The 21350-nt window shown below is 72.7% G+C and carries 16 protein-coding genes and 1 riboswitch; of the genes, 6 read left to right on the forward strand and 10 right to left on the reverse strand.

What is annotated here, in order from left to right:
• Nucleotides 1–13 precede the first annotated feature (13 nt).
• On the forward strand, nt 14–865 hold the full coding sequence (locus ACFXI4_RS10665) for an RNA polymerase sigma factor (protein ID WP_384989508.1): 852 nt from the start codon (nt 14–16) through the stop codon (nt 863–865).
• Nucleotides 866–941: 76 nt separating this feature from the next.
• Here ACFXI4_RS10665 and sucD read toward each other — a convergent pair whose 3' ends face one another.
• The 7 genes from sucD to ACFXI4_RS10700 form a co-directional block, all read right to left on the reverse strand.
• Nucleotides 942–1826, reverse strand: coding sequence for a succinate--CoA ligase subunit alpha (sucD, locus tag ACFXI4_RS10670; RefSeq protein ID WP_384989387.1), 885 nt, complete (start codon nt 1824–1826; stop codon nt 942–944).
• Nucleotides 1827–1853: 27 nt separating this feature from the next.
• Nucleotides 1854–3032 carry an ADP-forming succinate--CoA ligase subunit beta gene (gene sucC / locus ACFXI4_RS10675; RefSeq protein ID WP_351742053.1) on the reverse strand — a complete coding sequence of 393 codons (1179 nt, stop codon included), beginning with the start codon at nt 3030–3032 and terminating at the stop codon, nt 1854–1856.
• A gap of 444 nt (nt 3033–3476) precedes the next feature.
• Nucleotides 3477–3740 (reverse strand): hypothetical protein, encoded by a 264-nt coding sequence (locus ACFXI4_RS10680; RefSeq protein WP_384989389.1) that lies wholly within the window; start codon nt 3738–3740, stop codon nt 3477–3479.
• A 183-nt stretch (nt 3741–3923) separates the two neighbouring features.
• On the reverse strand, nt 3924–4994 hold the full coding sequence (locus ACFXI4_RS10685; protein ID WP_384989391.1) for a hypothetical protein: 1071 nt from the start codon (nt 4992–4994) through the stop codon (nt 3924–3926).
• A 189-nt stretch (nt 4995–5183) separates the two neighbouring features.
• Nucleotides 5184–6368 (reverse strand): VWA domain-containing protein, encoded by a 1185-nt coding sequence (locus ACFXI4_RS10690; RefSeq protein WP_384989393.1) that lies wholly within the window; start codon nt 6366–6368, stop codon nt 5184–5186.
• Complete coding sequence (locus ACFXI4_RS10695; protein WP_384989395.1) at nt 6365–8740, reverse strand: DUF5682 family protein; 2376 nt, start codon at nt 8738–8740, stop codon at nt 6365–6367. Before ACFXI4_RS10695 ends, ACFXI4_RS10690 begins: the two co-directional genes overlap by 4 nt.
• Entirely contained in the window at nt 8737–9855 is a 1119-nt protein-coding gene (locus ACFXI4_RS10700) for an AAA family ATPase (protein WP_384989397.1), read from the reverse strand. The genes ACFXI4_RS10695 and ACFXI4_RS10700 overlap by 4 nt, the downstream gene beginning before the upstream one ends.
• Nucleotides 9856–9987: 132 nt before the next feature.
• Between ACFXI4_RS10700 and ACFXI4_RS10705 the strand changes: the two genes are divergently transcribed.
• Together ACFXI4_RS10705 and ACFXI4_RS10710 are read left to right on the forward strand one after the other, a co-directional pair.
• Complete coding sequence (locus ACFXI4_RS10705) at nt 9988–11343, forward strand: SWIM zinc finger family protein (RefSeq protein WP_384989398.1); 1356 nt, start codon at nt 9988–9990, stop codon at nt 11341–11343.
• A 46-nt stretch (nt 11344–11389) separates the two neighbouring features.
• The gene (locus ACFXI4_RS10710; RefSeq protein WP_384989399.1) at nt 11390–12982 is read left to right on the forward strand and encodes a DUF5691 domain-containing protein; all 1593 of its coding nucleotides are present in this window, start codon (nt 11390–11392) and stop codon (nt 12980–12982) included.
• Between the two features lie 88 nt (nt 12983–13070).
• On the opposite strand, the gene ACFXI4_RS10715 is transcribed toward ACFXI4_RS10710, so the two are convergent.
• Nucleotides 13071–13487: a cobalamin B12-binding domain-containing protein gene (locus ACFXI4_RS10715; RefSeq protein WP_362722276.1), complete on the reverse strand. Its 417-nt coding sequence runs from the start codon at nt 13485–13487 to the stop codon at nt 13071–13073.
• A 316-nt stretch (nt 13488–13803) separates the two neighbouring features.
• On the opposite strand from ACFXI4_RS10715, the gene ACFXI4_RS10720 reads away from it, so the two are divergent.
• Nucleotides 13804–14658 (forward strand): alpha/beta fold hydrolase, encoded by an 855-nt coding sequence (locus tag ACFXI4_RS10720; protein WP_362722278.1) that lies wholly within the window; start codon nt 13804–13806, stop codon nt 14656–14658.
• Nucleotides 14659–15032: 374 nt separating this feature from the next.
• Nucleotides 15033–16541: a M23 family metallopeptidase gene (locus ACFXI4_RS10725; protein WP_384989401.1), complete on the forward strand. Its 1509-nt coding sequence runs from the start codon at nt 15033–15035 to the stop codon at nt 16539–16541.
• Between the two features lie 40 nt (nt 16542–16581).
• Here the strand turns inward: ACFXI4_RS10725 and pcrA are convergent, their stop codons facing one another.
• Entirely contained in the window at nt 16582–19068 is a 2487-nt protein-coding gene (pcrA, locus tag ACFXI4_RS10730) for a DNA helicase PcrA (RefSeq protein ID WP_384989403.1), read from the reverse strand.
• Between the two features lie 322 nt (nt 19069–19390).
• Nucleotides 19391–19563, forward strand: a riboswitch (cyclic di-AMP (ydaO/yuaA leader).
• A gap of 8 nt (nt 19564–19571) precedes the next feature.
• Here pcrA and ACFXI4_RS10735 point away from each other — a divergent pair.
• Entirely contained in the window at nt 19572–20735 is a 1164-nt protein-coding gene (locus ACFXI4_RS10735) for an NlpC/P60 family protein (RefSeq protein WP_384989405.1), read from the forward strand.
• Nucleotides 20736–20902: 167 nt separating this feature from the next.
• Here the strand turns inward: ACFXI4_RS10735 and ACFXI4_RS10740 are convergent, their stop codons facing one another.
• Nucleotides 20903–21256, reverse strand: a complete 354-nt coding sequence (locus ACFXI4_RS10740; protein WP_384989406.1) for a hypothetical protein — start codon at nt 21254–21256, stop codon at nt 20903–20905.
• Nucleotides 21257–21350 lie beyond the last annotated feature (94 nt).

The raw sequence follows: 21350 nt of genomic DNA on the forward strand, positions 1-21350 counted from the left end.
TTTCCGAAGGAAGGTGCGCCCGGTGACGCAGAGCCCTGTCCCCGCCGACGAGGCCGTACCGTCCGCTGCCCTGACGCCCACTCAGGCCTTCGACGCGCTCTACGCGTTCTGCGCCCCCGCCCTGGTACGGCAGACCTATCTGCTCACCGGGCGCCGGGAGCTGGCGCGGGAAGCCGTCGAACGGGCCTTCCAACTCGCCTGGCAGAACTGGCCGCAGGTGGCCCGCGACCGGGACCCGGCCGGCTGGGTACGCGCGGTGGCGCACGAGTGCGCGCTCTCCCCCTGGCACCAGTTCCGGCTGCGCTACCGCCAGCCCGAGGCCCCGCCGGCCGACGCGGCGGACCGCGCCCTGCTGGAGGCGCTCCTCCGGCTCCCGCCGTCGTACCGCCGCACGCTCCTCCTGTACGACGGTGTCGGCCTCGACCTGCCGGAGACGGCGGCGGAGACGGAGGCGAGCACTCCGGCGGCGGCGCGTCGGCTGACCCACGCGCGGCAGGCGGTCGCCGAGCAGGTCCCCGAGCTGGCGGACGCCGCGGCGCTGAACCGCCGGATGGCCGAACTGGCCTCGGCGGAGTCCCTGCGGGCGGCCCAGCCGCCCGCCGTACGGACCTACGCCGAACGGCAGACCCGCTTCTGGACCCGGTCCGCACTCGCCTTCACGGCGACGATCATCGCGGCGACGACGCTCACGCTACGGACGGCGCCGACGCACTACGAGGCCCCGATCGGCCCCGCGCAGGCGATCAGCGGGGTACCGGCGGAGGTGGGGATGGGGCCGCTGTCGGCGGGTGAGCGGGCGCTCCGGCTGAAACTGCAGAGGGCCGCGGACAACGGCCCGGAGAGACTGGCACCGCTGGCGGGCTGAGTGGCCGGCAGGCGAAACGCCGGCAGGCCCGCCCCACTGCGGGGACGGGCCTACCGGCGTACGGTCACGCAGCCCTTCAGCCGGCGAGCAGCTCGCGGGCGAGCTTCGCCGTCTCGGTCGGGGTCTTGCCGACCTTGACGCCCGCGGCCTCCAGGGCCTCCTTCTTCGCCTGGGCGGTGCCCGACGAACCGGAGACGATGGCGCCGGCGTGGCCCATGGTCTTGCCCTCGGGCGCGGTGAAGCCCGCGACGTAACCGACGACCGGCTTGGTCACGTTCTCCTTGATGAACGCGGCCGCACGCTCCTCGGCGTCGCCACCGATCTCACCGATCATCACGATCAGGTCGGTGTCGGGGTCGTCCTGGAACGCGGCGAGCGCGTCGATGTGCGTGGTACCGATGATCGGGTCGCCACCGATGCCGACGGCGGTCGAGAAACCGATGTCACGGAGCTCGTACATCATCTGGTACGTCAGCGTGCCGGACTTCGAGACCAGGCCGATGCGGCCCGGCTTGGTGATGTCGCCCGGGATGATGCCGACGTTCGACTGGCCCGGCGTGATGATGCCGGGGCAGTTCGGGCCGATGATCCGGGTCTTGTTGCCCTTCTTGCCGGCGTACGCCCAGAAGGCCGCCGAGTCGTGCACGGCGATGCCCTCGGTGATCACGACGGCCAGCGGGATCTCGGCGTCGATGGCCTCGTCGACCGCGGCCTTGGTGAACTTCTCCGGCACGAAGATGACGGAGACGTCGGCGCCGGTGGCCTCGATGGCCTCCTTGACGGTGCCGAAGACCGGTACCTCGGTGCCGTCGAAGTCGACCTTCTGACCGGCCTTGCGCGGGTTGACGCCGCCCACGACGTTGGTGCCGTCGCCCAGCATGAGCTTGGTGTGCTTCATGCCCGTGGCGCCGGTCATGCCCTGGACGATGACCTTGCTGTCCTTGTTGAGCCAGATAGCCATGGTGTGTTCTGTCCTCGTCCTGAGTGCTTACTTGGCGGCGTGGGCCAGCTCGGCGGCCTTGTCGGCCGCGCCGTCCATGGTGTCGACGCGCTGCACCAGCGGGTGGTTGGCGTCGGTGAGGATCTTGCGACCCAGTTCGGCGTTGTTGCCGTCGAGACGGACGACCAGCGGCTTGGAGACGTTCTCGCCGCGGTCCTCCAGGAGCTTCAGGGCCTGCACGATGCCGTTGGCGACCTCGTCGCAGGCGGTGATGCCACCGAAGACGTTCACGAACACGGAGCGGACGTCCGGGTCGCCGAGGATGATCTCCAGGCCGTTCGCCATCACCTGGGCGGAGGCGCCGCCACCGATGTCGAGGAAGTTGGCGGGCTTGACACCGCCGTGGTTCTCACCGGCGTACGCGACGACGTCCAGGGTGCTCATCACGAGACCCGCGCCGTTGCCGATGATGCCGACCTCGCCGTCGAGCTTGACGTAGTTGAGGTTCTTCTCCTTGGCGGCGGCCTCCAGCGGGTTGGCCGCGGCCTTGTCGTGCAGCTCGTCCCAGTCGTGCCGGAACTCGGCGTTGTCGTCGAGCGACACCTTGCCGTCCAGGGCCAGGACCTCGCCGGAGACGACCTTCGCGAGCGGGTTGACCTCGACGAGGAGGGCGTCCGACTTGATGAAGGTGTCCCACAGCTTGACCAGGATGTCGGCGACCTGGTCGGCGACGTCGGCCGGGAACTTCGCCGCGGCGACGATCTCCTTGGCCTTGGCCAGGTCCACACCGTCGATCGCGTTGATCGGGGTCTGGGCCACGGCCTCCGGACGGGTGGCCGCCACCTCCTCGATCTCCATGCCGCCCTCGACGGAGGCGATGGAGAGGAAGGTGCGGTTCGCACGGTCGAGGAGGAAGGAGACGTAGTACTCCTCGACGATCTCCGGGGCGGTCTCGGCGATCATCACCTTGTGGACCGTGTGGCCCTTGATGTCCATGCCGAGGATGTCCGTCGCACGGGCGACGGCCTCGTCCGCGGAGGCGGCCAGCTTGACGCCACCGGCCTTGCCACGACCACCGACCTTCACCTGCGCCTTGACGACGGACTTGCCGCCCAGACGCTCGGTGATCTCGCGCGCCGCCTCAGGCGTGTCGATGACTTCACCGGCCAGCACCGGTACATCGTGCTTGGCGAAGAGGTCCCTCGCCTGGTACTCGAACAGGTCCACGCGCTTCCGTCCCTATCAGTGATCTCGCGGTTCGTTGGATGCGTGGGCGTGCCGCGAAGGGCAGCGTGACGTCCGCAATGTGTCACAAGGGGGGCGCACACGGTGTCCGAGCGCGCGGCATGTCCGTCTCGCAGATTATCGCCGCTCGCGGGGGGTCTCTAAATCAGGGGTCACACCTGAGCGGTGATACCTGTCACATGATGCCGGGTATCGGGGGTTCTGGTGGCACGGCGTGCCGTCTTGGGGACGTTGTGCGAGGCCTCACCGGGCTGGGGCCGGCCCGGTGAGGCCTCCGCCCGGAGGCTGCGCGCCTCCGGGGTGGACCGCCGCTCCCCGCCCCACGGGGAGCGCCCGGCCCGGACCGCGGGTCCCGGCGGGGGCGAACCGACGGTGTTCGGCCGCCCACCCCCGGGCCACCCCGCGGAGTCAGGGGGCCAGAGGGAGTCAGAGGGAGTAGGACCTGGTCTGCGGGGTGGTGCCGGTGCCGAGCATGGTGACCGCCCGTCGCTGCAGGGCCTGGGCGTGTGCCCTGGCGGTGGCCTGGGCCTTGGCCGTGGCCCGGGCGGCCCTGGCGGCCCGGGCGCCCTGGATGGCCTGCGCCGCGCGTATCCCGGCCACCCGGCAGGTGTCCGGGCCGCATACGGCGTCGTCGGCCGCCACGGCGATCTCCATGGCTACGGCGAGGGAACTGCTGATGTTCTTGTTCATGCGTGCGTCAGTCCTTCGGGGCTCCGGCGCGTGGGGCACGCGTCCGCGGAGCCGGGAGTGCCTCCGGTGGGCCGGAAGCGCGGCTGGGGGCATCGCCGCCCGGAGCGGTAGGGGGTTCCGGACGGGCAGACCTGTTCCGCCCCGCACGACAGATCCGCGGCGGGGAGTGGGCCGGCCGTCCTCCTAGCCGGGGAAGACGGGGATGTCCCGGTACCTGTCCCGGGTCCCGGCCGCGTCGTCGTGCGCGGCGGCACCGGGCACGAGCCGCAGCGGCGCCCGGTCGGCGAAGGTCACGGCGTACGCGTCACCGTGCCTGGAGGAACCGCCGTCGACCGCGGACTTCCCCAGCGCGCCGTCCGGGTCTCCGGTGGGCGCGGGGTGGCTCGGGCCGGCGAAGGCGCGGGCGGCACGGTGACCGCCGGGGTGCTGGTGTGCTGCCGTCCCGGAGAACGGTGTGGAGGCGGGGGCGCAGGCGGGGCCCCGCGGCCCGTACGGCACCGCCGTCGCCGCCGGCTTCCCCGCGGGGGTGCTCTGCTGCCCGCCGCCCTCCGTCACGGCGGGCCGCGCCTTCGTGGTGCCGGGCGCCGGGGTGACCGGGGCCGGGGTGACCGGCGCCGGGACGGACCCAACGGGCGGTACCGGCACCGGCAGGACGGGGGACCCACCCGGCGGCTCCGGGAGCGTGGGCAGCCACCCGGGCAGCGAGGGCAGCTGCGCCGGCAGTTCCGACACCTGCCGGACCACCTCGCCGAGCCCCTGAGTCACGACCGTGGTCACGGTGGCTGTCACGGTGTCGGTCACCGAGCGAACCGTTTCCCCCACGACCGGGACGACCCGCACGACCGGGGCCGCCGGCGTGGTGGGCGGCGCGGGGGCGGGAGGTGCGGGGCGGGTCACTGGTGCCGTGGCGGCCGAGGACGGCTCGGGAGTCGCGGTGGGCTGGGCAGTCGTGCGGGCGGCGTGCTGGTGGGGCGTCGGCTGGTGATCCGTCGTCCCGGCGGGCGTCGCCTTCTCGTCCGGCGCCGTCTCACCGGCCGGGAGCACCCTGTCCACACCCGGTCGGCTCACCAGGGGCGTCAACGTCGGTGTCGACGGCACCGCAGCCGTTCCCTCGGCCGCCTGTGCCCGTCCTCCGCAGAGGAGGCCGAGCGCGAGCAGTCCACCGGCCAGCAGCGCCAGCTGCAGCGCGCGCCGCCCCGCCGCCGTGCGCGACGGGCGCTCGGCGGGACCGGGCAGAACGGCTGGCGAGGTCAAGGCGGGCAGGATCCTCCGGTACGGCGGAACGCGGACGCGAAACAGCGGTGCGGCGCGCGGGGTTGAGACCACGGACCGCGACGCGGGCGTCGATCCTCGCACGCCCGGCCCGGCGTTGCGCAAGTACCCCCTTACCGACAGGTAAGCATGTCCGGTTCACAAGACCTCTCTGACTTGATGCGGTCTCCTTCACACTGTGTCCGGGACGGGAATCGGCCGCTTCTCGATCGCCGCGGCCATCACCTCCGGGAAGAGATCGGGCGTGCAGGCGAACGCCGGTGCCCCCAGCGCGGCGAGCGCGGCCGCGTGCTCCCGGTCGTAGGCCGGCGCCCCCTCGTCCGACAGGGCGAGGAGTGCCACGAACTGCACCCCCGAGGCCTTCATCGCCGCGACCCGTTTCAGCATCTCGTTGCGTATGCCGCCCTCGTAGAGGTCGCTGATGAGCACGACGACGGTCTCGGTCGGCCGGGTGATCTGCGACTGGCAGTACGCGAGCGCCCGGTTGATGTCCGTACCGCCGCCCAGCTGGGTGCCGAACAGGACGTCCACCGGGTCGTCGAGCTGGTCGGTGAGGTCGACCACGGCCGTGTCGAAGACGACGAGCCGGGTGTCGATGGACCGCATGGACGCCAGCACCGCCCCGAACACCGAGGCGTACACCACCGAGGCCGCCATCGACCCGGACTGGTCGATGCAGAGCACCACTTCCTTCTTCACCGACCGGGACGCCCGTCCGTACCCGACGAGCCGCTCCGGCACGATCGTCCGGTAATCGGGCAGGTAGTGCTTGAGGTTGGCCGCGATCGTGCGGTTCCAGTCGATGTCGTGGTGGCGCGGCCTGCTGATCCGCGCGCTGCGGTCCAGGGCACCGGTGAGGGTGGCCCGGGTGCGGGTGGCCAGCCGCTTCTCCAGGTCCTCGACGACCTTGCGGACGACCGCCCGCGCCGTCTCCCTGGTCGTCTCCGGCATCGCCTTGTTGAGCGAGAGCAGCGTGCCCACCAGGTGCACGTCGGCCTCCACCGCCTCCAGCATCTCGGGCTCCAGCAGCAGCGCGGTAAGCCCCAGCCGGTCGATGGCGTCGCGCTGCATGACCTGGACGACGGAGGACGGGAAGTACGTCCGGATGTCCCCGAGCCACCGCGCCACCGACGGTGCCGACGCCCCCAGACCCGCCGAACGCTCGCGCCCCGACTGCGCTCTGTCCCCCTTCCCGTAGAGCGCGGCCAGCGTGCCGTCCATGGCCGCGTCCCGCCCGGACAGCGCGCATCCGGTCCCCTCGGCGGCCTCGCCCCCGAGCACCAGCCGCCAGCGCCGCAGCCGTTCCCGCGCCGTGTCGTCGAGGCCGGTGCCGGCGCCCGTCACCTCTGCTGTCATCTGCCCGCCCTCACAAGATCGTCGTCCGGTGCTGTTCCGTCGAGTCCGAGCAGCAGCCGCAGCACCGGCAGCACGGCGGCGGCCCGCTCCTCGTCCGGCTCGGCGCCGAAGCCCGGTGTCCCGCCGGCCTGCCCGGGCACGTCCGCCCGCGCTGCCGGCCCGCGGCGCACCAACTCGCCAATCGTCCTGCGCACCCCCGGCTCGTACGCCGAGAACGTCCGCCGCAGCAGGGGCAGTACGTCCGTGAAGGCGTCCGCCGGCACCCCGGTGAGCCAGGTGTCGACGAGGCCGAGCAGCCGTTCGTCGTGGACGAGCAGCATTCCGCCCCCGCCGCCCCCGACGAACCCCTCGACCCAGGCGGCGGCGTCCGCGGGCGGAGTCCCCGGCGAGAGCACCAGCCCCATCAGGCGGGCCGCCTCCGCCGGCTCCAGCTCTCCCTCGTCGAGCAGGATCCGCACCGCCCGCCCCCGCAGCACTCCGGGCACGGTGTCCCGGCCGGCCAGCGCGCGGAGCACCGCCCGCCAGCGGCCCCGCAGATCACGGCGGTCGGGATCGGCCCCCGTGCCGGGCTCCCCGAGCAGTCCCACCGCCGTGTGCACCGCGTCCACATGGCCCCGCATCTCCTCCGCCGCGTCCGGGTCGAGGGCTGCGCAGGCCGGCGGGAGCCCCACGAAGACCCGCTCGGCGAGGCCCGCGGCCACCTCGGCGAGCGCCCGGGTGTCGGTCCCCCGTACGTCGCCGTAGCGCAGGGAGCGGACCAGGGCCGGCAGGGCCTGGGCGAGCTGGCCGACGTCCGTGTCCAGCGCGGCCCGGTCGGCGAGCGCCCGCATCACCACCGGCAGTGCGTCCGGCAGACCGGCGAGCAGGCAGAGTTCGGCGAGCGCGGTGACGCCGGCGAGGGCGGTCGCCTGCGCCGCGTCGGCCTCGGCCCTGGCCGTCGCCGCGCCCTCGACGGTCGTCCCCCACACCCCGGCCTCGGCGACCCGCACCGACAGCTCCGGCTCCCAGCGCAGCCGCCAGGTCTCCCGGAACGTCCCCGTGCTCCCCCGTGACTGCGCCTGCTCGCCCCATCCGATGCCGAGCAGCCGCAGCCGGTGCAGCAGCCGGCTGCGCCCGGAGTCGATCTCCTTGCGCAGGTCGAGCTCCAGCTCCCGTTCCAACGCCTCCGGCCTGAGCCTGAGGTGACGCTGTTCCCGGGCCAGGTCGCGCTGCAACGGCACCGCGGGCGCTGCCTGCGGCACCTCCCCCAGCACGTCCCCGACCACCAGCCGGTCGTGGACCAGCGCCAGCGGAACGTCCGAACCCTCGCAGAGCACCGCGCGCACCGCGTCGGTGGTCTCGCCCAGACCTGGCAGGGGACGGCCGCGCATCACCGCGAGGGTGTGGGCCAGCCGTACCGCCTCGATGACATGGGCCGAGGAGACGATCCGGTCCTCCTCGCGCAGCAGTCCGGCGACCTTGACGAGCCACCGCTCCACCGGCCGGTCCCCGGCGCGGAACAGGTGTCCGTACCAGCCCGGTGAGTCGATGCCCGCGCCGTATCCGCTCGACCGTGCCAGCCGGCGGTTGGTCCACGGCACCCAGGTCATGTCCGTCCTGACCTTGGGCAGCCCCTTCAGCAGCTCCCGGTCGGCCGCGACGGTGCTCCGCGTGCGCAGCGCCGGCACATGCCACGCCCCGCACACCACCGCGACGTCCTCGCCGAACCGCCGTTGGGCCGCTCGCAGTTGGAGCCTCATGTATGCCTCGCGCACCGGGTCCCGGTCCCGGCCACCGGCCCCGTGGGTCTCCCGCAGCACCTCCATCGCCTCCGCCACCGCGGTGAACGGCGCGAGCGCATCCCGTTCCCCCCGCTCGCCGTCCCCGGTCCCGCCCCGGTGCTCGACGACGTCCTCCCACCAGCGCTCGGGGTCGTCGTGACCGGCGGCCTCGGCGAGGGCGGCGAGGGGATCGACCCGCATCCGCCGGCCGGCCTCGGACGCGCCGTCCTCCACGTCGGCCGGCGCCGCCGCTTCCTCGTCCCCCGTTCCCCACGCCAGCGTGTGGGTGGCCGGCAGGTCGATGAAGCGGACCGGGACGTCGTGCTCCAGGGCCCAGCGCATGGCCACCCACTCGGGACTGAAGTCGGCCAGCGGCCAGAAGGCCGAGCGGCCGGGCTCGTCCACGGCGTGTGCCAGGAGGGCCACCGGGGGCCGCATCCGCGGGTCGGCGGCCAGCGGGATCAGCGCGTCGGCCTCGGGCGGCCCCTCGATCAGTACGGTCTTCGGCCGGGCGGCTTCCAGGGCGGCCCGCACCGCCCGGGCGGAACCGGGTCCGTGGTGCCGTACCCCCAGGAGCAGCGGCCCGCCCCGCGGCCGGGGGGAGCCGCTCATACGCTCACCTCCCGGCAGGCACGGTAGAAGTCCTTCCAGCCGTCGCGCTCGCGTACCACCGTCTCCAGGTACTCCTGCCAGATGACGCGGTCGGCGGCCGGGTCGCGGACGACCGCGCCGAGGAGGCCCGCCGCGACGTCGCCGGCCCGCAGCACGCCGTCCCCGAAGTGGGCGGACAGGGCGAGTCCGCTGGTGACGACGGAGATCGCCTCGGCCGTGGAGAGCGTCCCGCTCGGCGACTTCAGCTTGGTCCGGCCGTCGGTGGTGATGCCGTCGCGCAGCTCCCGGAAGACGGTGACGACCCGGCGGATCTCCTCGATGCCGTCGGGCACGGCGGGCAGGTCCAGGGAGCGGCCGATCTGGTCGACACGGCGCGCGACGATGTCGACCTCGGCGTCCGGACTCTCCGGCAGCGGCAGGACGACGGTGTTGAAGCGGCGGCGCAGGGCGCTGGAGAGGTCATTGACACCCCGGTCGCGGTCGTTGGCGGTCGCGATCAGGTTGAAACCGCGGACCGCCTGGACCTCCTGCCCCAGCTCCGGGATCGGCAGGGTCTTCTCGGACAGGATCGTGATCAGCGTGTCCTGCACATCGGCCGGGATCCGGGTCAGCTCCTCGACTCTCGCCGTCATGCCCTCCGCCATGGCCCGCATGACCGGGCTCGGCACCAGCGCGCGCCGGCTCGGGCCGTTGGCCAGCAGCTGGGCGTAGTTCCAGCCGTAGCGGATCGCCTCCTCCGGGGTGCCCGCCGTGCCCTGCACCAGCAGCGTCGAGTCACCGCTGACCGCGGCGGCCAGATGCTCGGAGACCCAGGTCTTGGCGGTGCCGGGCACGCCGAGCAGGAGCAGGGCGCGGTCCGTGGCGAGGGTGGTGACGGCGACCTCGACGATACGCCGGGGGCCGACGTACTTCGGTGTGATCACCGTGCCGTCCGGCAGAGCGCCGCCCAGGAGATAGGTGGCCACCGCCCAGGGCGACATCTTCCAGCGGGCCGGGCGCGGCCGGTCGTCCTGTGCGGCCAGCGCGGCGAGTTCCGCGGCGAAGGCGTGCTCGGCGTGCGGTCGCAGCGCACTCTCGGTGGTCGTCGGGTCGGTCGGTTCCACGGACACAGTCATGGCTGAGGCCCCCTCCAGCTCGGCCGGTTCGGATCTGGTGTCCACCGTGCACCACGCCACTGACAATCGCCCTGACCTGCGCAAACATGGCCGTCGGGTCGATTGTCAGTGGGGGGATCTACCTTCGATGACATGACTCAGCAGGGGGTGCGCTGGAGTGCGGACCAGGTGCTGGCACTGGCTCCTGACGCCGCGTCACGCAAGGCGGGAAGCAAACTCGGAGCGGCGGGACCGTGGTCCGGGGCGGGGAGTTGCGAGGAGGGGACCGTATGGGGACTGTGCAAGGGCAGCGGAAGCAAGCCGTACCAGACGATCGTGGACATGGCGGACCCGGCGGGGCTCGCGTACAAGTGCAGTTGCCCCAGCCGGAAGTTCCCCTGCAAACACGCCCTCGGGCTGCTCCTGCTGTGGGCGGGCGAGGACGACACGGTGCCGACGGTGACGGAGCCGCCGGACTGGGCCGAGCAGTGGATCGCGGGCCGGCGCAAGCGCGCGGAGGACAAACGGGCGACGGGCGAGGGGAGTTCCCCGGCCACCGCTGATCCCGAGGCGGCCCGGCGGCGGGCGGAGCGGCGTGCCGAGCGGGTCACGGCCGGCGCCACGGAGCTGGAGCAGCGCCTGACCGACCTGCTCCGCGGCGGGCTGGCCCCGGCCGAGCAGACGGGGTACGGACTCTGGGAGGAGACCGCGGCCCGCATGGTCGACGCCCAGGCACCCGGGCTGGCCGCGCGGGTGCGGGAGTTGGGTGCCATACCGGCCTCCGGGCCCGGCTGGCCGGTGCGACTGCTGGAGGAGTGCGCGCTGCTGCACCTCCTCGACCAGGGCTGGCTGCGCCGCGACCGGCTCCCGGAGAGCCTCGCCGCCACGGTCCGGGCCCGCGTCGGCCTGCCCGCCTCGGCGGACGGCCCCCCGGTGCGTGACCGCTGGCTGGTCCTCGCCCAGTACGACACGGCGGACGCGAAACTGACGACCCGCCGGATCTGGCTGCACGGCGCCGACTCGGGCCGTACGGCGCTGCTCCTCTCCTACGGGGCGGCCGGCCGTGCCCCGGAGCTGGCGCTGCCGGTCGGTCTCGCCCTGGAGGCCGAGCTGTCCGCCTACCCGGGCGCGGGTGAGCACCGGGCGGCCCTGGGCGAGCGGTTCGCCGCGCCCGCGCCCCTGCCGGTACGGCCGACCGGCCTGACGACGGCCGGGGCGGCGGCCCGGTACGGGGAGGCGCTACGGGCGGACCCGTGGCTGGAGTCGGTGCCGGTGACGCTGGGCCGGGTGGTGCCCGTCCCGGACGGTGATTCCTGGCAACTGGCCGACGTGGAAGGGGAAGGAGCACTCCCCCTCTCTCCCGCCGCCCGCGCCCGGCCCGGTCTGTGGCGGCTGGTCGCGCTCTCCGGCGGGGCCCCGGTCACGGTCTTCGGCGAGTGCGGCCACCGCGGCTTCACCCCCCTGACGGCCTGGCCCGAGCACACCGGAGAGGCGGTACCGCTGTGCTGACCCGACCGGCCCGCACCACCCGACCGACTTCCGGAGAGGAAACGCCGTGACCGCCTGGGAAGACCTCGTCACCACGGCCCTGCTGGGCACCGACCGGCGTCCGCCCGCGACCGGCGGGCTCGGGCGGGAGGCTCCCGTGGCCCTGCTGGACGAGGCGGCCGTGGCGACCGTACGCCGACGGGCCGGACTGCGGCCCGCGCGGGCCGCGGACCGCCCCGAACCCGCTCCCGAGGATCCGCGCCCCGCGCTGCCCGCCGCGGCCGCGCGCAGGCTCGCGATGCTGCTGTCCGACCGCCCCGGCACCGGGACCGGCGGTCGCCGGGGCACCTCGCCCGACCTCGTGGAGCTGCTGCCCCAGTGGCTCGCGGCGGCCAACGCGCGCGGGTTCGCCGCGCCCCCGCAGACGCTGCCCGCACTGCTGGACGCGGCCCGGGGCCGTACCGACCTGCGGCCCGCGGCGCTGGCCTTCGCGGGGCCGCGCGCGATGTGGCTGGCCCGGTTCAACCAGGACTGGCGGTTCACCCTGCGCGCGGCCCCGGGCGGTGGCGCGAGCCTGCCCGGCCCCGAGGACACCGACGGAATAGGGCAGTTGTGGCAGGAGGGGTTGTTCGCCGAGCGGGTCGCTCTGCTGGCCGCGCTGCGGGCCCGTACCCCCGAGGCGGCGCGCGAGCTGCTGGCCGGGACCTGGGCGACGGAGCGGGCGGAGGACCGGCTGATGTTCCTCGACTCGCTGCGCACCGGACTGGCCGCCGGGGACGAGCCGTTCCTGGAACTGGCGCTGTCGGACCGGAGCCGTAACGTGCGGACGACGGCGGCGGAGCTGCTGTCCACGCTGCCGGGCTCGGCGCTGGCGGGGCGCATGGCGGTGCGGGCCGGGGCCTGTGTGGCCGTCGACCGCTCGGGGGACGGCCCGGCGATCGCGGTGGAGGCGCCGCCCGAGTGCGACCCGGGCATGGAGCGGGACGGGGTGGTGGCGAAGCCCCCGGCCGGACGCGGGGAACGGTCCTGGTGGCTGGGCCAGTTGGTGGAGGCGGCCCCGCTCGCCACCTGGCAGGCGCGGCTCGGCGGCCGCACGCCGGAAGAGATCGTGGCGCTCCCGGTCGCGGACGGCTGGCAGGGCGAACTGCACGCGGCCTGGTGCCAGGCCGCCGTACGACAGCGGGACGCCGCGTGGGCGAGAGCGCTGCTCGGGGTTCCCGCGGCGCCGGAGGCGGGCGGTCCGGGCGCGGTCTCCCTGGCCGAACGCGCGAAGCTGCTGGGCATCCTGGAAGCCGCGGAGCGGGCCGGGTGGGTGGCGGGGTTCATCGCGGCGCACGGCCTGTCGGAGGCGTTCCAGTTGCTCGGGGTCTGCGCCGTACCGTGGTCGGCTCCGCTCGGCCGGGCCGTGGTGGACTCCCTGAACATCGCGCGGGACGCGGGGAGTTATCCGTGGAGTTTCAGCGGGGTGATGGGCCTGGCCGAACGCTGCCTGGATCCCGCGGAGGCCGGCCGGCTGGACGCGTTGCTGGCGGTGCCGGACGAGGGGGAGGACGCGTCACCGGGTGCCGGCGGGTACTGGGCGGAGGCGTTCCAGCGGCTCGCCACGACGTTGCGGCTGCGGGCGGTGATGCTGGCGGAACTGGAGCCGGGCGGCAGCTGAGCGTCCGGTGCCGCGACGGCTCCCGGGGCTGCGCCGCCGAACCCGGTCCGAGTCCGCCGGGTCGGCCCGACGTGACGCGAAGGCTGGGCTACGCCTGCGAGGGCTGCCGGACGTTCTCCCGCACCCACTCCACGATCGACGTCGTCGTCGCCCCCGGCGTGAAGATCGCGGCGACGCCCTTGTCCTTGAGGGGGGCGATGTCGTCCTCGGGGATGATGCCGCCGCCGAAGACGAGGATGTCCTCGGCGTCACGCTGCCGCAGGAGGTCGATGACCGCGGCGAACAGGGTGTTGTGGGCGCCGGAGAGAATGGAGAGGCCGATCGCGTCGGCGTCCTCCTGGATGGCCGTGTCGACGATCTGCTCCGGCGTCTGGTGGAGCCCGGTGTAGATGACCTCCATGCCCGCGTCACGCAACGCCCGCGCGATGACCTTGGCCCCGCGGTCGTGGCCGTCGAGCCCCGGTTTGGCCACCACCACACGAATCGGACCGGCTGCCACACCCATCACTGCCTCCATGACCATGAAACGAACACGCCAGCATGCGTGCGTACCGACAAGTACCGCACATTTGACGCGTTCCGCCACCCGTCCCCAGTGAACGAACGTTATCTCCAGCATCCCGCACCCGGCAGTTTCGCGGAGGTTACCGAGGGGGAAATCACACACAGTGGGACACGTCAGGGAGCCGCAGCGTGGTCCGCGGGGGCAACAGGGTCATGCGACGCGGCCCGTCGCCGCACCCTCGCCGCCTTCGCCCGGCCTCCCACAAGGGCACGCGGGGGACAGAGCGGTCCTCCGCGCGCCGACAGGAGGCCGGCCGATGAAGGTCACCGGGATACTCGAGCCCTTTCTCCCGCTCTGCCGTCGTTTTCTTCCCGACCGGCTCGCCGGCCTGTCGCTGGCCCTCCTGAGGTCGACCGCGCTGGAAGCCGCGATCCTGGCCGGGCATCTGCTGCTCTATCCGACCGGCCTCGCCCCGGAGCGCCGCTCTCCCGCGCAGCCGGTACCGCAGGACGGCACGGCGCTGCTGCCGGTCCGGTCGGCGCCTCCGGTCGTGCTGCTGCACGGGTTCATCGACAACCGCTCGGTCTTCGTCCTGCTGCGCCGCACCCTGGCCCAGCACGGCGGCCAGCGCGTCGAGTCGCTCAACTACTCGCCGCTGACCTGCGACATCCGTACCGCTGCCGGTCTGCTGGGCCGGCACATAGAGGAGATCTGCCAGCGCACCGGCAGCCGCCAGGTGGACATCGTCGGGCACAGCCTCGGCGGCCTGATCGCCCGCTACTACGTCCAGCGGCTCGGCGGCGACTACCGCGTCCGCACCGTGGTGACGCTCGGCACCCCGCACTCCGGCACCCGGGTCGTGCCGCTCGCAAACGCGCACCCGATCGTGCGGCAGATGCGCCCCGGCTCGGAGGTCATCGAGGAGCTGACCCAGCCCGCGCCCGGCTGCCGCACCCGGTTCGTCAGCTTCTGGAGCGACCTCGACTCCCTGATGGAGCCGATCGAGACGGCACGGATCGACCACCCTGACCTGATGGCGACGAACGTGCAGGTCACCGGGATCGGCCATCTCGCCCTGCCGGTCCACCCGGCGGTCGCGACCGGCATCCGGCAGGCCCTGGACCAGGCGCACTCGCAGGAACGGGTCGCGGACGGCCTGACGGTCGCCTGACGACGAACCGCAGACGAACCGACGACGGCCACGAAGGCGTCCACGACGACGTCCACAGGGACGATCCGACGATGCCGCCCGAGAACGAACCGGGCGAGCCGGTCGAGGCGGGCGAGTGGAGCGAGTGGAGCGAGTCGGTCATACGGGTCGGTTCGGACGGGCAACCACTGCCCGCCACCCCCGACTTGGCCACTCAAATCTCGAACACTCCTCGAACACAAGGCCAAACCCGCGCCCGTCGTCCCCCGAAACACGGCCGAATGCCCGTTTCCCGAAACCACGAAACCTGTTGAAGATTGTCGCGCCCGTATACCGCCGGGTACAGTCGCCGCACTGCTCTGGCAGCCCCTGTTGTCGAGGCGAAAGAGAAGTTGGTGAACGACCGTCACCCGTCGGGGACCATGACCACCCCGGCCCCGGCTTCCGACGCCGGCCAGGCGCACTACGCGCCGTACGGCACTCAGGAAGCCCAGTACGGCGACTTCACCACGTATGGCGACCACACCACCACCGGCGCCTCGTTCCACAGTGACCCGCTCTTCGGGCATCTCCCCGGCCAGGCCCCGGCCACCGGCGCGTACGACGCCGGCCAGTGGCAGACGACCGGCGACCACACGCTGAACTACGACCCCTACGCGGCCCAGCACCACGCCGCCTACGACTCCGGCGCCTACGACAGCACCACCTGGGCCGTCCCGCCACAGGCGGCGCAGCCGGTCCAGGGGACGACGGTCGGCGACGGCAGCGGCCACTGGGACGCGAACGCCTGGCTCCAGCACGACCAGCCGGCCATGGCGGGAGCGACCCAGCAGTGGGAGTGGGGCACCCAGACCTTCGACACCGGCGCGTACGACGCCACGCAGTGGAACTCCGACGGCGCCCCGGCGCAGCCCGCGGAGCCGGACCACCAGCACGGGCACGAACCGCAACCCGCCGACTCCTTCGACCAGTCGGCGACCCAGATGTTCGAGCCGGTTCCCCACGACGAGTTCGCGGAGTTCGCGGAGTTCACAGAGGACTCGGGGGACGCCGGGGGGCCGGCCGCGACCGGCGAGCTGCCCGCGGTGACGCCCCTCCTGGAGGACCAGGAAGAGATCACTCCGGCAGCTCCGGCCGCGACACGCGCCGGCGCTCGCGCGGGGGCTCGCTCCCGCCGTCGTACGCCCCCCAAGCGCTCCGCACTGCTGACCGTCGCCGTGCCCTCGGCCTGCGTGATGGGGGTCGCCGGCATCGCGGCCGCCTCCGTCGGGCCCCTGACGGGCGGCGACGGACAGGACACCACGGCCTCCGCGTCGGGCGCGCAGTCCGTGAAACCGTCCGCCGCCAACAGCAAGCTGGACGCCCAGCTGAGGACGCTCTCGGCCGGCGCCGACGACTTCGCCGACCGGGCCAGCCGGACCCAGGAACGCATCGACCTCAAGACGCAGCAGGAGGCCGAGAAGAAGAAGGCGGCGGCGGAGGCGGCCCGCAAGGAGCGGCTGCGCCCCAAGTACGCCCTCCCGGTGACTCAGCGGGGGCTCAGCGCCTACTTCGGCCAAGCCGGTGTGAACTGGATGTCCGTCCACACGGGCATCGACTTCCCCGTCTCCTACGGCACGACCGTCATGGCGGCGACCGACGGTGTGGTCTCCACCAAGTGGAACAGCGCCTACGGCAACATGCTGATAGTGACGGCGAAGGACGGCACGGAGACCTGGTACTGCCACCTCTCGTCGTACCGCGTCGCCTCGGGTACGACCGTGAAGGCCGGAGATCCGGTCGCGTACTCGGGGAACTCCGGGAACTCGACCGGCCCGCATCTGCACTTCGAGGTCCGGCCCGCGGGAGGCTCCGCCATAGACCCGCTGCCGTGGCTGCGCAGCCACGGGCTGGATCCCACCTGATCGTCCGGTGGGTCCCCGCCGACGGCGGGGACCCGTCCGTCTACAGCTTCTCGACCGGCGCGTACCGCAGCAGCAGCCGCTTCGGCTTGGTGTCGCCGAAGTCGACCGTCGCCTCCGCGTTGCCGCCCGTGCCCTTCACCCCGACGACCGTGCCGAGGCCGAACTGGTCGTGGGTGACCCGGTCGCCGACGGCCAGTGAGACCACCGGCTTCTCCGAGGTCCGCCGGGTGGCGAAGCCGGAAGCGCCGGACGCCGAGGAGCGCGAGCGGGTCGAGGAGAGCGAGGCCGCCACGCCCGACGCGGGCCCGGAGGACACCGGCGCCATCGCCCCGGTCCGCTTCCACTCCAGGTACCCGGCCGGGATCTCCTCCAGGAAGCGCGAGGGCGGGTTGTACGACGGCTGCCCCCAGGCACTGCGCATCGCCGAGCGCGTGAGGTAGAGGCGCTCCCGCGCGCGCGTGATGCCGACGTACGCCAGGCGCCGCTCCTCCTCCAGCTCCTTGGTCTGGCCGAGGGCGCGCATGTGCGGGAAGACGCCGTCCTCCATGCCGGTCAGGAAGACCACCGGGAACTCCAGGCCCTTGGCGGTGTGCAGGGTCATCAGGGTGATGACGCCGGAGCCCTCCTCGTCCTCGTCGGGGATCTGGTCGGAGTCGGCGACCAGCGCCACCCGCTCCAGGAAGTCCGACAGCCCGACCGACGCCTCCTCCGCCCCGGACTCCTGCTCGAACTCCAGCGCCACGGAGGCCAGTTCCTGGAGGTTCTCGATCCGGGTCTCGTCCTGCGGGTCGGTGGAGGCCTGCAACTCGGCGAGATAGCCGGTGCGTTCCAGGATCGCCTCCAGGACGGTGGCCGGTCCGGCGCCGGACTCCACGACCGTACGGAGGTCCTCCATCAGCGTGTTGAACCGCTTGACCGCGTTGGTCGACCGCGCGGCCATGCCGTACGCCTCGTCGACGCGCCTGAGCGCCTGCGGGAAGCTGATCTTCTCGCGCTGGGCGAGGGCGTCGATCATCGCCTCCGCCCGGTCGCCGATACCGCGCTTGGGGACGTTGAGGATCCGGCGCAGCGGGACGGAGTCCTCCGGGTTGGCCAGCACCCGCAGGTACGCCAGGACGTCCCGGACCTCCTTGCGCTCGTAGAAGCGGACCCCGCCGACGACCTTGTAGGGCAGGCCGACGCGGATGAAGATCTCCTCGAAGACACGGGACTGCGCGTTGGTGCGGTAGAAGACGGCGACATCGCCGGCCTTCGCCTCGCCCGCGTCCGTCAGACGGTCTATCTCGTCGGCGACGAACTGTGCCTCGTCGTGCTCGGTGTCGGCGACGTAACCGGTGATCTGCGCGCCCGCGCCCGCGTTGGTCCACAGGTTCTTCGGGCGGCGGGACTCGTTGCGCTCGATGACCGCGTTGGCGGCGGACAGGATCGTCTGCGTGGAGCGGTAGTTCTGCTCCAGGAGGATCGTCGTCGCGTTCGGGTAGTCCTCCTCGAACTGGAGGATGTTGCGGATCGTCGCGCCCCGGAAGGCGTAGATCGACTGGTCGGCGTCGCCCACCACGCACAGTTCGGCGGGCGGCAGGTCGCTCTCGCCCGGCGGCACGTCGACGGGGTGAGCCGAGGTCCCGACCAGCTCGCGCACCAGCGCGTACTGGGCGTGGTTGGTGTCCTGGTACTCGTCGACCAGGACGTGCCGGAAGCGGCGGCGGTAGTGCTCGGCGACGTCCGGGAAGGCGCGCAGCAGGTTGACCGTCGTCATGATCAGGTCGTCGAAGTCGAGGGCGTTCGCCTCGCGCAGCCGCGACTGGTACATGGCGTAGGCCTGGGCGAGGGTCTTCTCGAAGCCGTCGCTCGCCCGGGCGGCGAAGTCCTCCTCGTCGACCAGCTCGTTCTTGAGGTTGCTGACCTGGGCGCTGAAGGACTTCGGCGGGAAGCGCTTGGGGTCGAGGTCCAGGTCACGGCAGACCAGGGCCATCAGACGCTTGGAGTCGGCGGCGTCGTAGATCGAGAAGGAGGAGGTGAAGCCCAGCTTCTTGCTCTCCCTGCGCAGGATCCGCACACAGGCGCTGTGGAAGGTCATCACCCACATCGCGTTCGCGCGCGGGCCGACGAGGTGTTCGACGCGCTCCTTCATCTCGCCCGCGGCCTTGTTGGTGAAGGTGATCGCGAGGATCTGGCCCGGGTGCACCTGGCGCGCGCCGAGCAGGTGCGCGATGCGGTGGGTGAGCACGCGCGTCTTGCCGGAACCGGCGCCGGCCACGATCAGCAGCGGGGAGCCGGCGTGCACGACGGCGGCGCGCTGGTTCTCGTTCAGCCCTTCCAGGAGCGCGGCCGGGTCCGGGGCCGGGCGGGCGGCGCCGTCGCGGTAGTAGGCGTCCCGGTCCGGGGGCGCGTCGAACTGCCCGCCGAACAGATCGTCCGGAATCGGTTCCGGTACGTGCTCGTCCTCGGGCGGCGGCGGGGGTTCCTCCTCGCGGCCGTGCGGGGGCTGGAGGCTCGCCAGGAAGCTGTCGTCAAAGAGGCTGCTCATCGCTCTCCGAGTCTAGGGCGCCCCACCGACAACCGGTCCCCGCCCCGGAAACTCGCCCCCGTCACCCACCAGAACCAGCCCCTCACGGTCAGCGATCACGCACCGTGAGCAGGCGCGCGTCCGCCCGTCGGGGCGCGGACCATTCCACCGCTCCGGACAAGTCGCCCCATATCCACACCGATGAGCCGATCCCATCGGCCCGCACCACCAAGGTCACGAAAATGTATCGGGCATATCGCACATCAACCTTCACACAGAGCACACGAGTTGGTTAGCGTGCCGGGCAGGCCGTACGACCCCCACCGGCGAACGTCGCCGGGCCGTACGGCCTCCGCCGAGTCCGGGGTGCCGCCGCGCATCCGGAGCCGGGGACCCACACCGACCTCGGGGTGAATCGGGCCCGACCCCCTCGCGGGGAACGGACCGTAGGGCAACCCTTCCGAACCACCCGCCCGAACCCGACAGCTAACTCGGTAGGCGGAGCACGGAAGGAGTCGCCCCCGTTGGCGTCGCACCGCAAGTCGCGTCCGTCCGCAACGCGCGTAGCAGGCATACGCACCCCCGCCCTGGCCACCGCCGCCCTCACCTCCGTGGCGCTGCTCTCCCAGACGGCCAACGCCGCACCTCACGAGGACGGCAAGCCCAGCCTGGAGGAGGTCGAGAAGAAGGTCGACGCCCTGTACCGGCAGGCGGAGTCGGCGACCGAGAAGTACAACGCGGCCAAGGAGAGGACCGGCAAGCAGCGCAAGCAGGTCGACACCCTGCTCGACGACGTGGCCGAACGCACGGACCGGCTCAACAAGGCGCGTGAGGAGCTGGGTTCCTTCGCCGCGGCCCAGTACCGGACCGGGGCAGCCGCTCCCGACACCTCGACCTTCCTGCTCGCGGACAGTCCGCAGGACTACTTCGACCAGACGCAGCTGATGAACCGGCTGACCTCGCGGCAGAAGGGCGCGGTGGACGACTACGCCACCCAGCAGTCCGCGACCATGGCGAAGCGGCAGGAGGCCGCCAGGAGCCTGGAGACGCTCACCGAGACCCAGGACGACCTCAGGACCGCCAAGAGCACCGTCCAGACGAAGCTGGCGTCCGCGCGGGAGCTGCTGTCGCAGCTGACGGCCCAGGAGAAGGCGCGGCTGGCCGAGATCGAGAAGAAGCAGCAGGCCGAGGCGGCCCGCAAGGCGGCGGAACTCGCGAAGCAGCAGGCGCAAGCCGCGCAGCAGCGGGGTTCGTCGTCGACGTCCTCCTCCGGCGGCTCCTCCTCGTCCTCCGGCTCCGCCTCCGATTCCGCCTCCGGCTCCTCCTACGGGACGAAGGCCGCCAAGGCGATCGCCTTCGCCCGCGCGCAGATCGGCAAACCGTACGTCTGGGGTGCCACCGGCCCCGGATCCTACGACTGCTCGGGCCTCTCCCAGGCCGCCTGGAAGGCCGCGGGCGTCTCGCTGCCGCGCACCACGTACGACCAGGTGAACGCCGGCACCACCGTCCCCCTCGCCGACGCCCTCCCCGGCGATTTGGTCTTCTTCTACGACGACGTCAGCCATGTCGGCGTCTACATCGGCAACGGCATGATGATCCACGCCCCCAAGCCCGGCGCCTACGTCCGGGAGGAGTCGATCTACTACGGCGGCGAGTCGATCATCCACAGCGTGGTACGGCCGGCCTGACGGGCGCGGGCCGCGCGCATTTCGCTGGGGATGACGGGCGCGGCGATGCTGGCGGCGGGCACGCCCTGGCCGGAGCGGCCGGGGCGGGTGCTGGTGCGGGCCGCGAGGGCGGCCTGGCCGGCGGCGCGGTGGCGGCCACCCGCGCCGCGCTCAGGGCTTCCTGAGGGTCACGTCCACAGCACGGCGATGAAGATGTTCGCCACGGTCAGCAGACCCACCAGACCGAAGGCGCCCTTCTCCACCTTCTCGTCGTCCCGTTTCACGTAGACGAGCCCGAGGATCACGATCAGCAGCGCCAGCTTCACACCGATCTTGACGGTGTTGACGTGGTGGTCGTCGGCCTCGTTGAGGCCGACCAGGATGACGCCGGTGGCGAGCATGGTGAACGCGCCGTGCAGCATCCCGGGGACGAACCGGGCCGTGCCCTGGCCCATCGCCTTCACCTGGGTGAGGAAACCGCCGAGGAGCGCGGCGATGCCGATGATGTGCAGGCCGACGAAGAGATGGATGAGTACGTCCATGGCCCCGGAGCCTAATCAGGGTCCCCTGGGGCGCGGGGCACCGGCCCCTCCCTCGGCACCCGCCACCGTCCGCCGCGCGCGGTCGCATATATGC

Source organism: Streptomyces sp. NPDC059224, from assembly GCF_042754285.1.
Classification (GTDB): Bacteria; Actinomycetota; Actinomycetes; order Streptomycetales; family Streptomycetaceae; genus Streptomyces.

Excerpts from the sequence above, each read along its gene's own strand:
- sucD (WP_384989387.1), bottom strand. The coding sequence starts at position 1,826 with ATGGCTATCTGGCTCAACAAGGACAGCAAGGTCATCGTCCAGGGCATG.
- ACFXI4_RS10680 (WP_384989389.1), bottom strand. The coding sequence starts at position 3,740 with ATGAACAAGAACATCAGCAGTTCCCTCGCCGTAGCCATGGAGATCGCC.
- ACFXI4_RS10690 (WP_384989393.1), bottom strand. The coding sequence starts at position 6,368 with ATGACAGCAGAGGTGACGGGCGCCGGCACCGGCCTCGACGACACGGCG.
- ACFXI4_RS10695 (WP_384989395.1), bottom strand. The coding sequence starts at position 8,740 with ATGAGCGGCTCCCCCCGGCCGCGGGGCGGGCCGCTGCTCCTGGGGGTA.
- ACFXI4_RS10700 (WP_384989397.1), bottom strand. The coding sequence starts at position 9,855 with ATGACTGTGTCCGTGGAACCGACCGACCCGACGACCACCGAGAGTGCG.
- ACFXI4_RS10705 (WP_384989398.1), top strand. The coding sequence starts at position 9,988 with ATGACTCAGCAGGGGGTGCGCTGGAGTGCGGACCAGGTGCTGGCACTG.
- ACFXI4_RS10715 (WP_362722276.1), bottom strand. The coding sequence starts at position 13,487 with ATGGGTGTGGCAGCCGGTCCGATTCGTGTGGTGGTGGCCAAACCGGGG.
- ACFXI4_RS10720 (WP_362722278.1), top strand. The coding sequence starts at position 13,804 with ATGAAGGTCACCGGGATACTCGAGCCCTTTCTCCCGCTCTGCCGTCGT.
- pcrA (WP_384989403.1), bottom strand. The coding sequence starts at position 19,068 with ATGAGCAGCCTCTTTGACGACAGCTTCCTGGCGAGCCTCCAGCCCCCG.
- ACFXI4_RS10740 (WP_384989406.1), bottom strand. The coding sequence starts at position 21,256 with ATGGACGTACTCATCCATCTCTTCGTCGGCCTGCACATCATCGGCATC.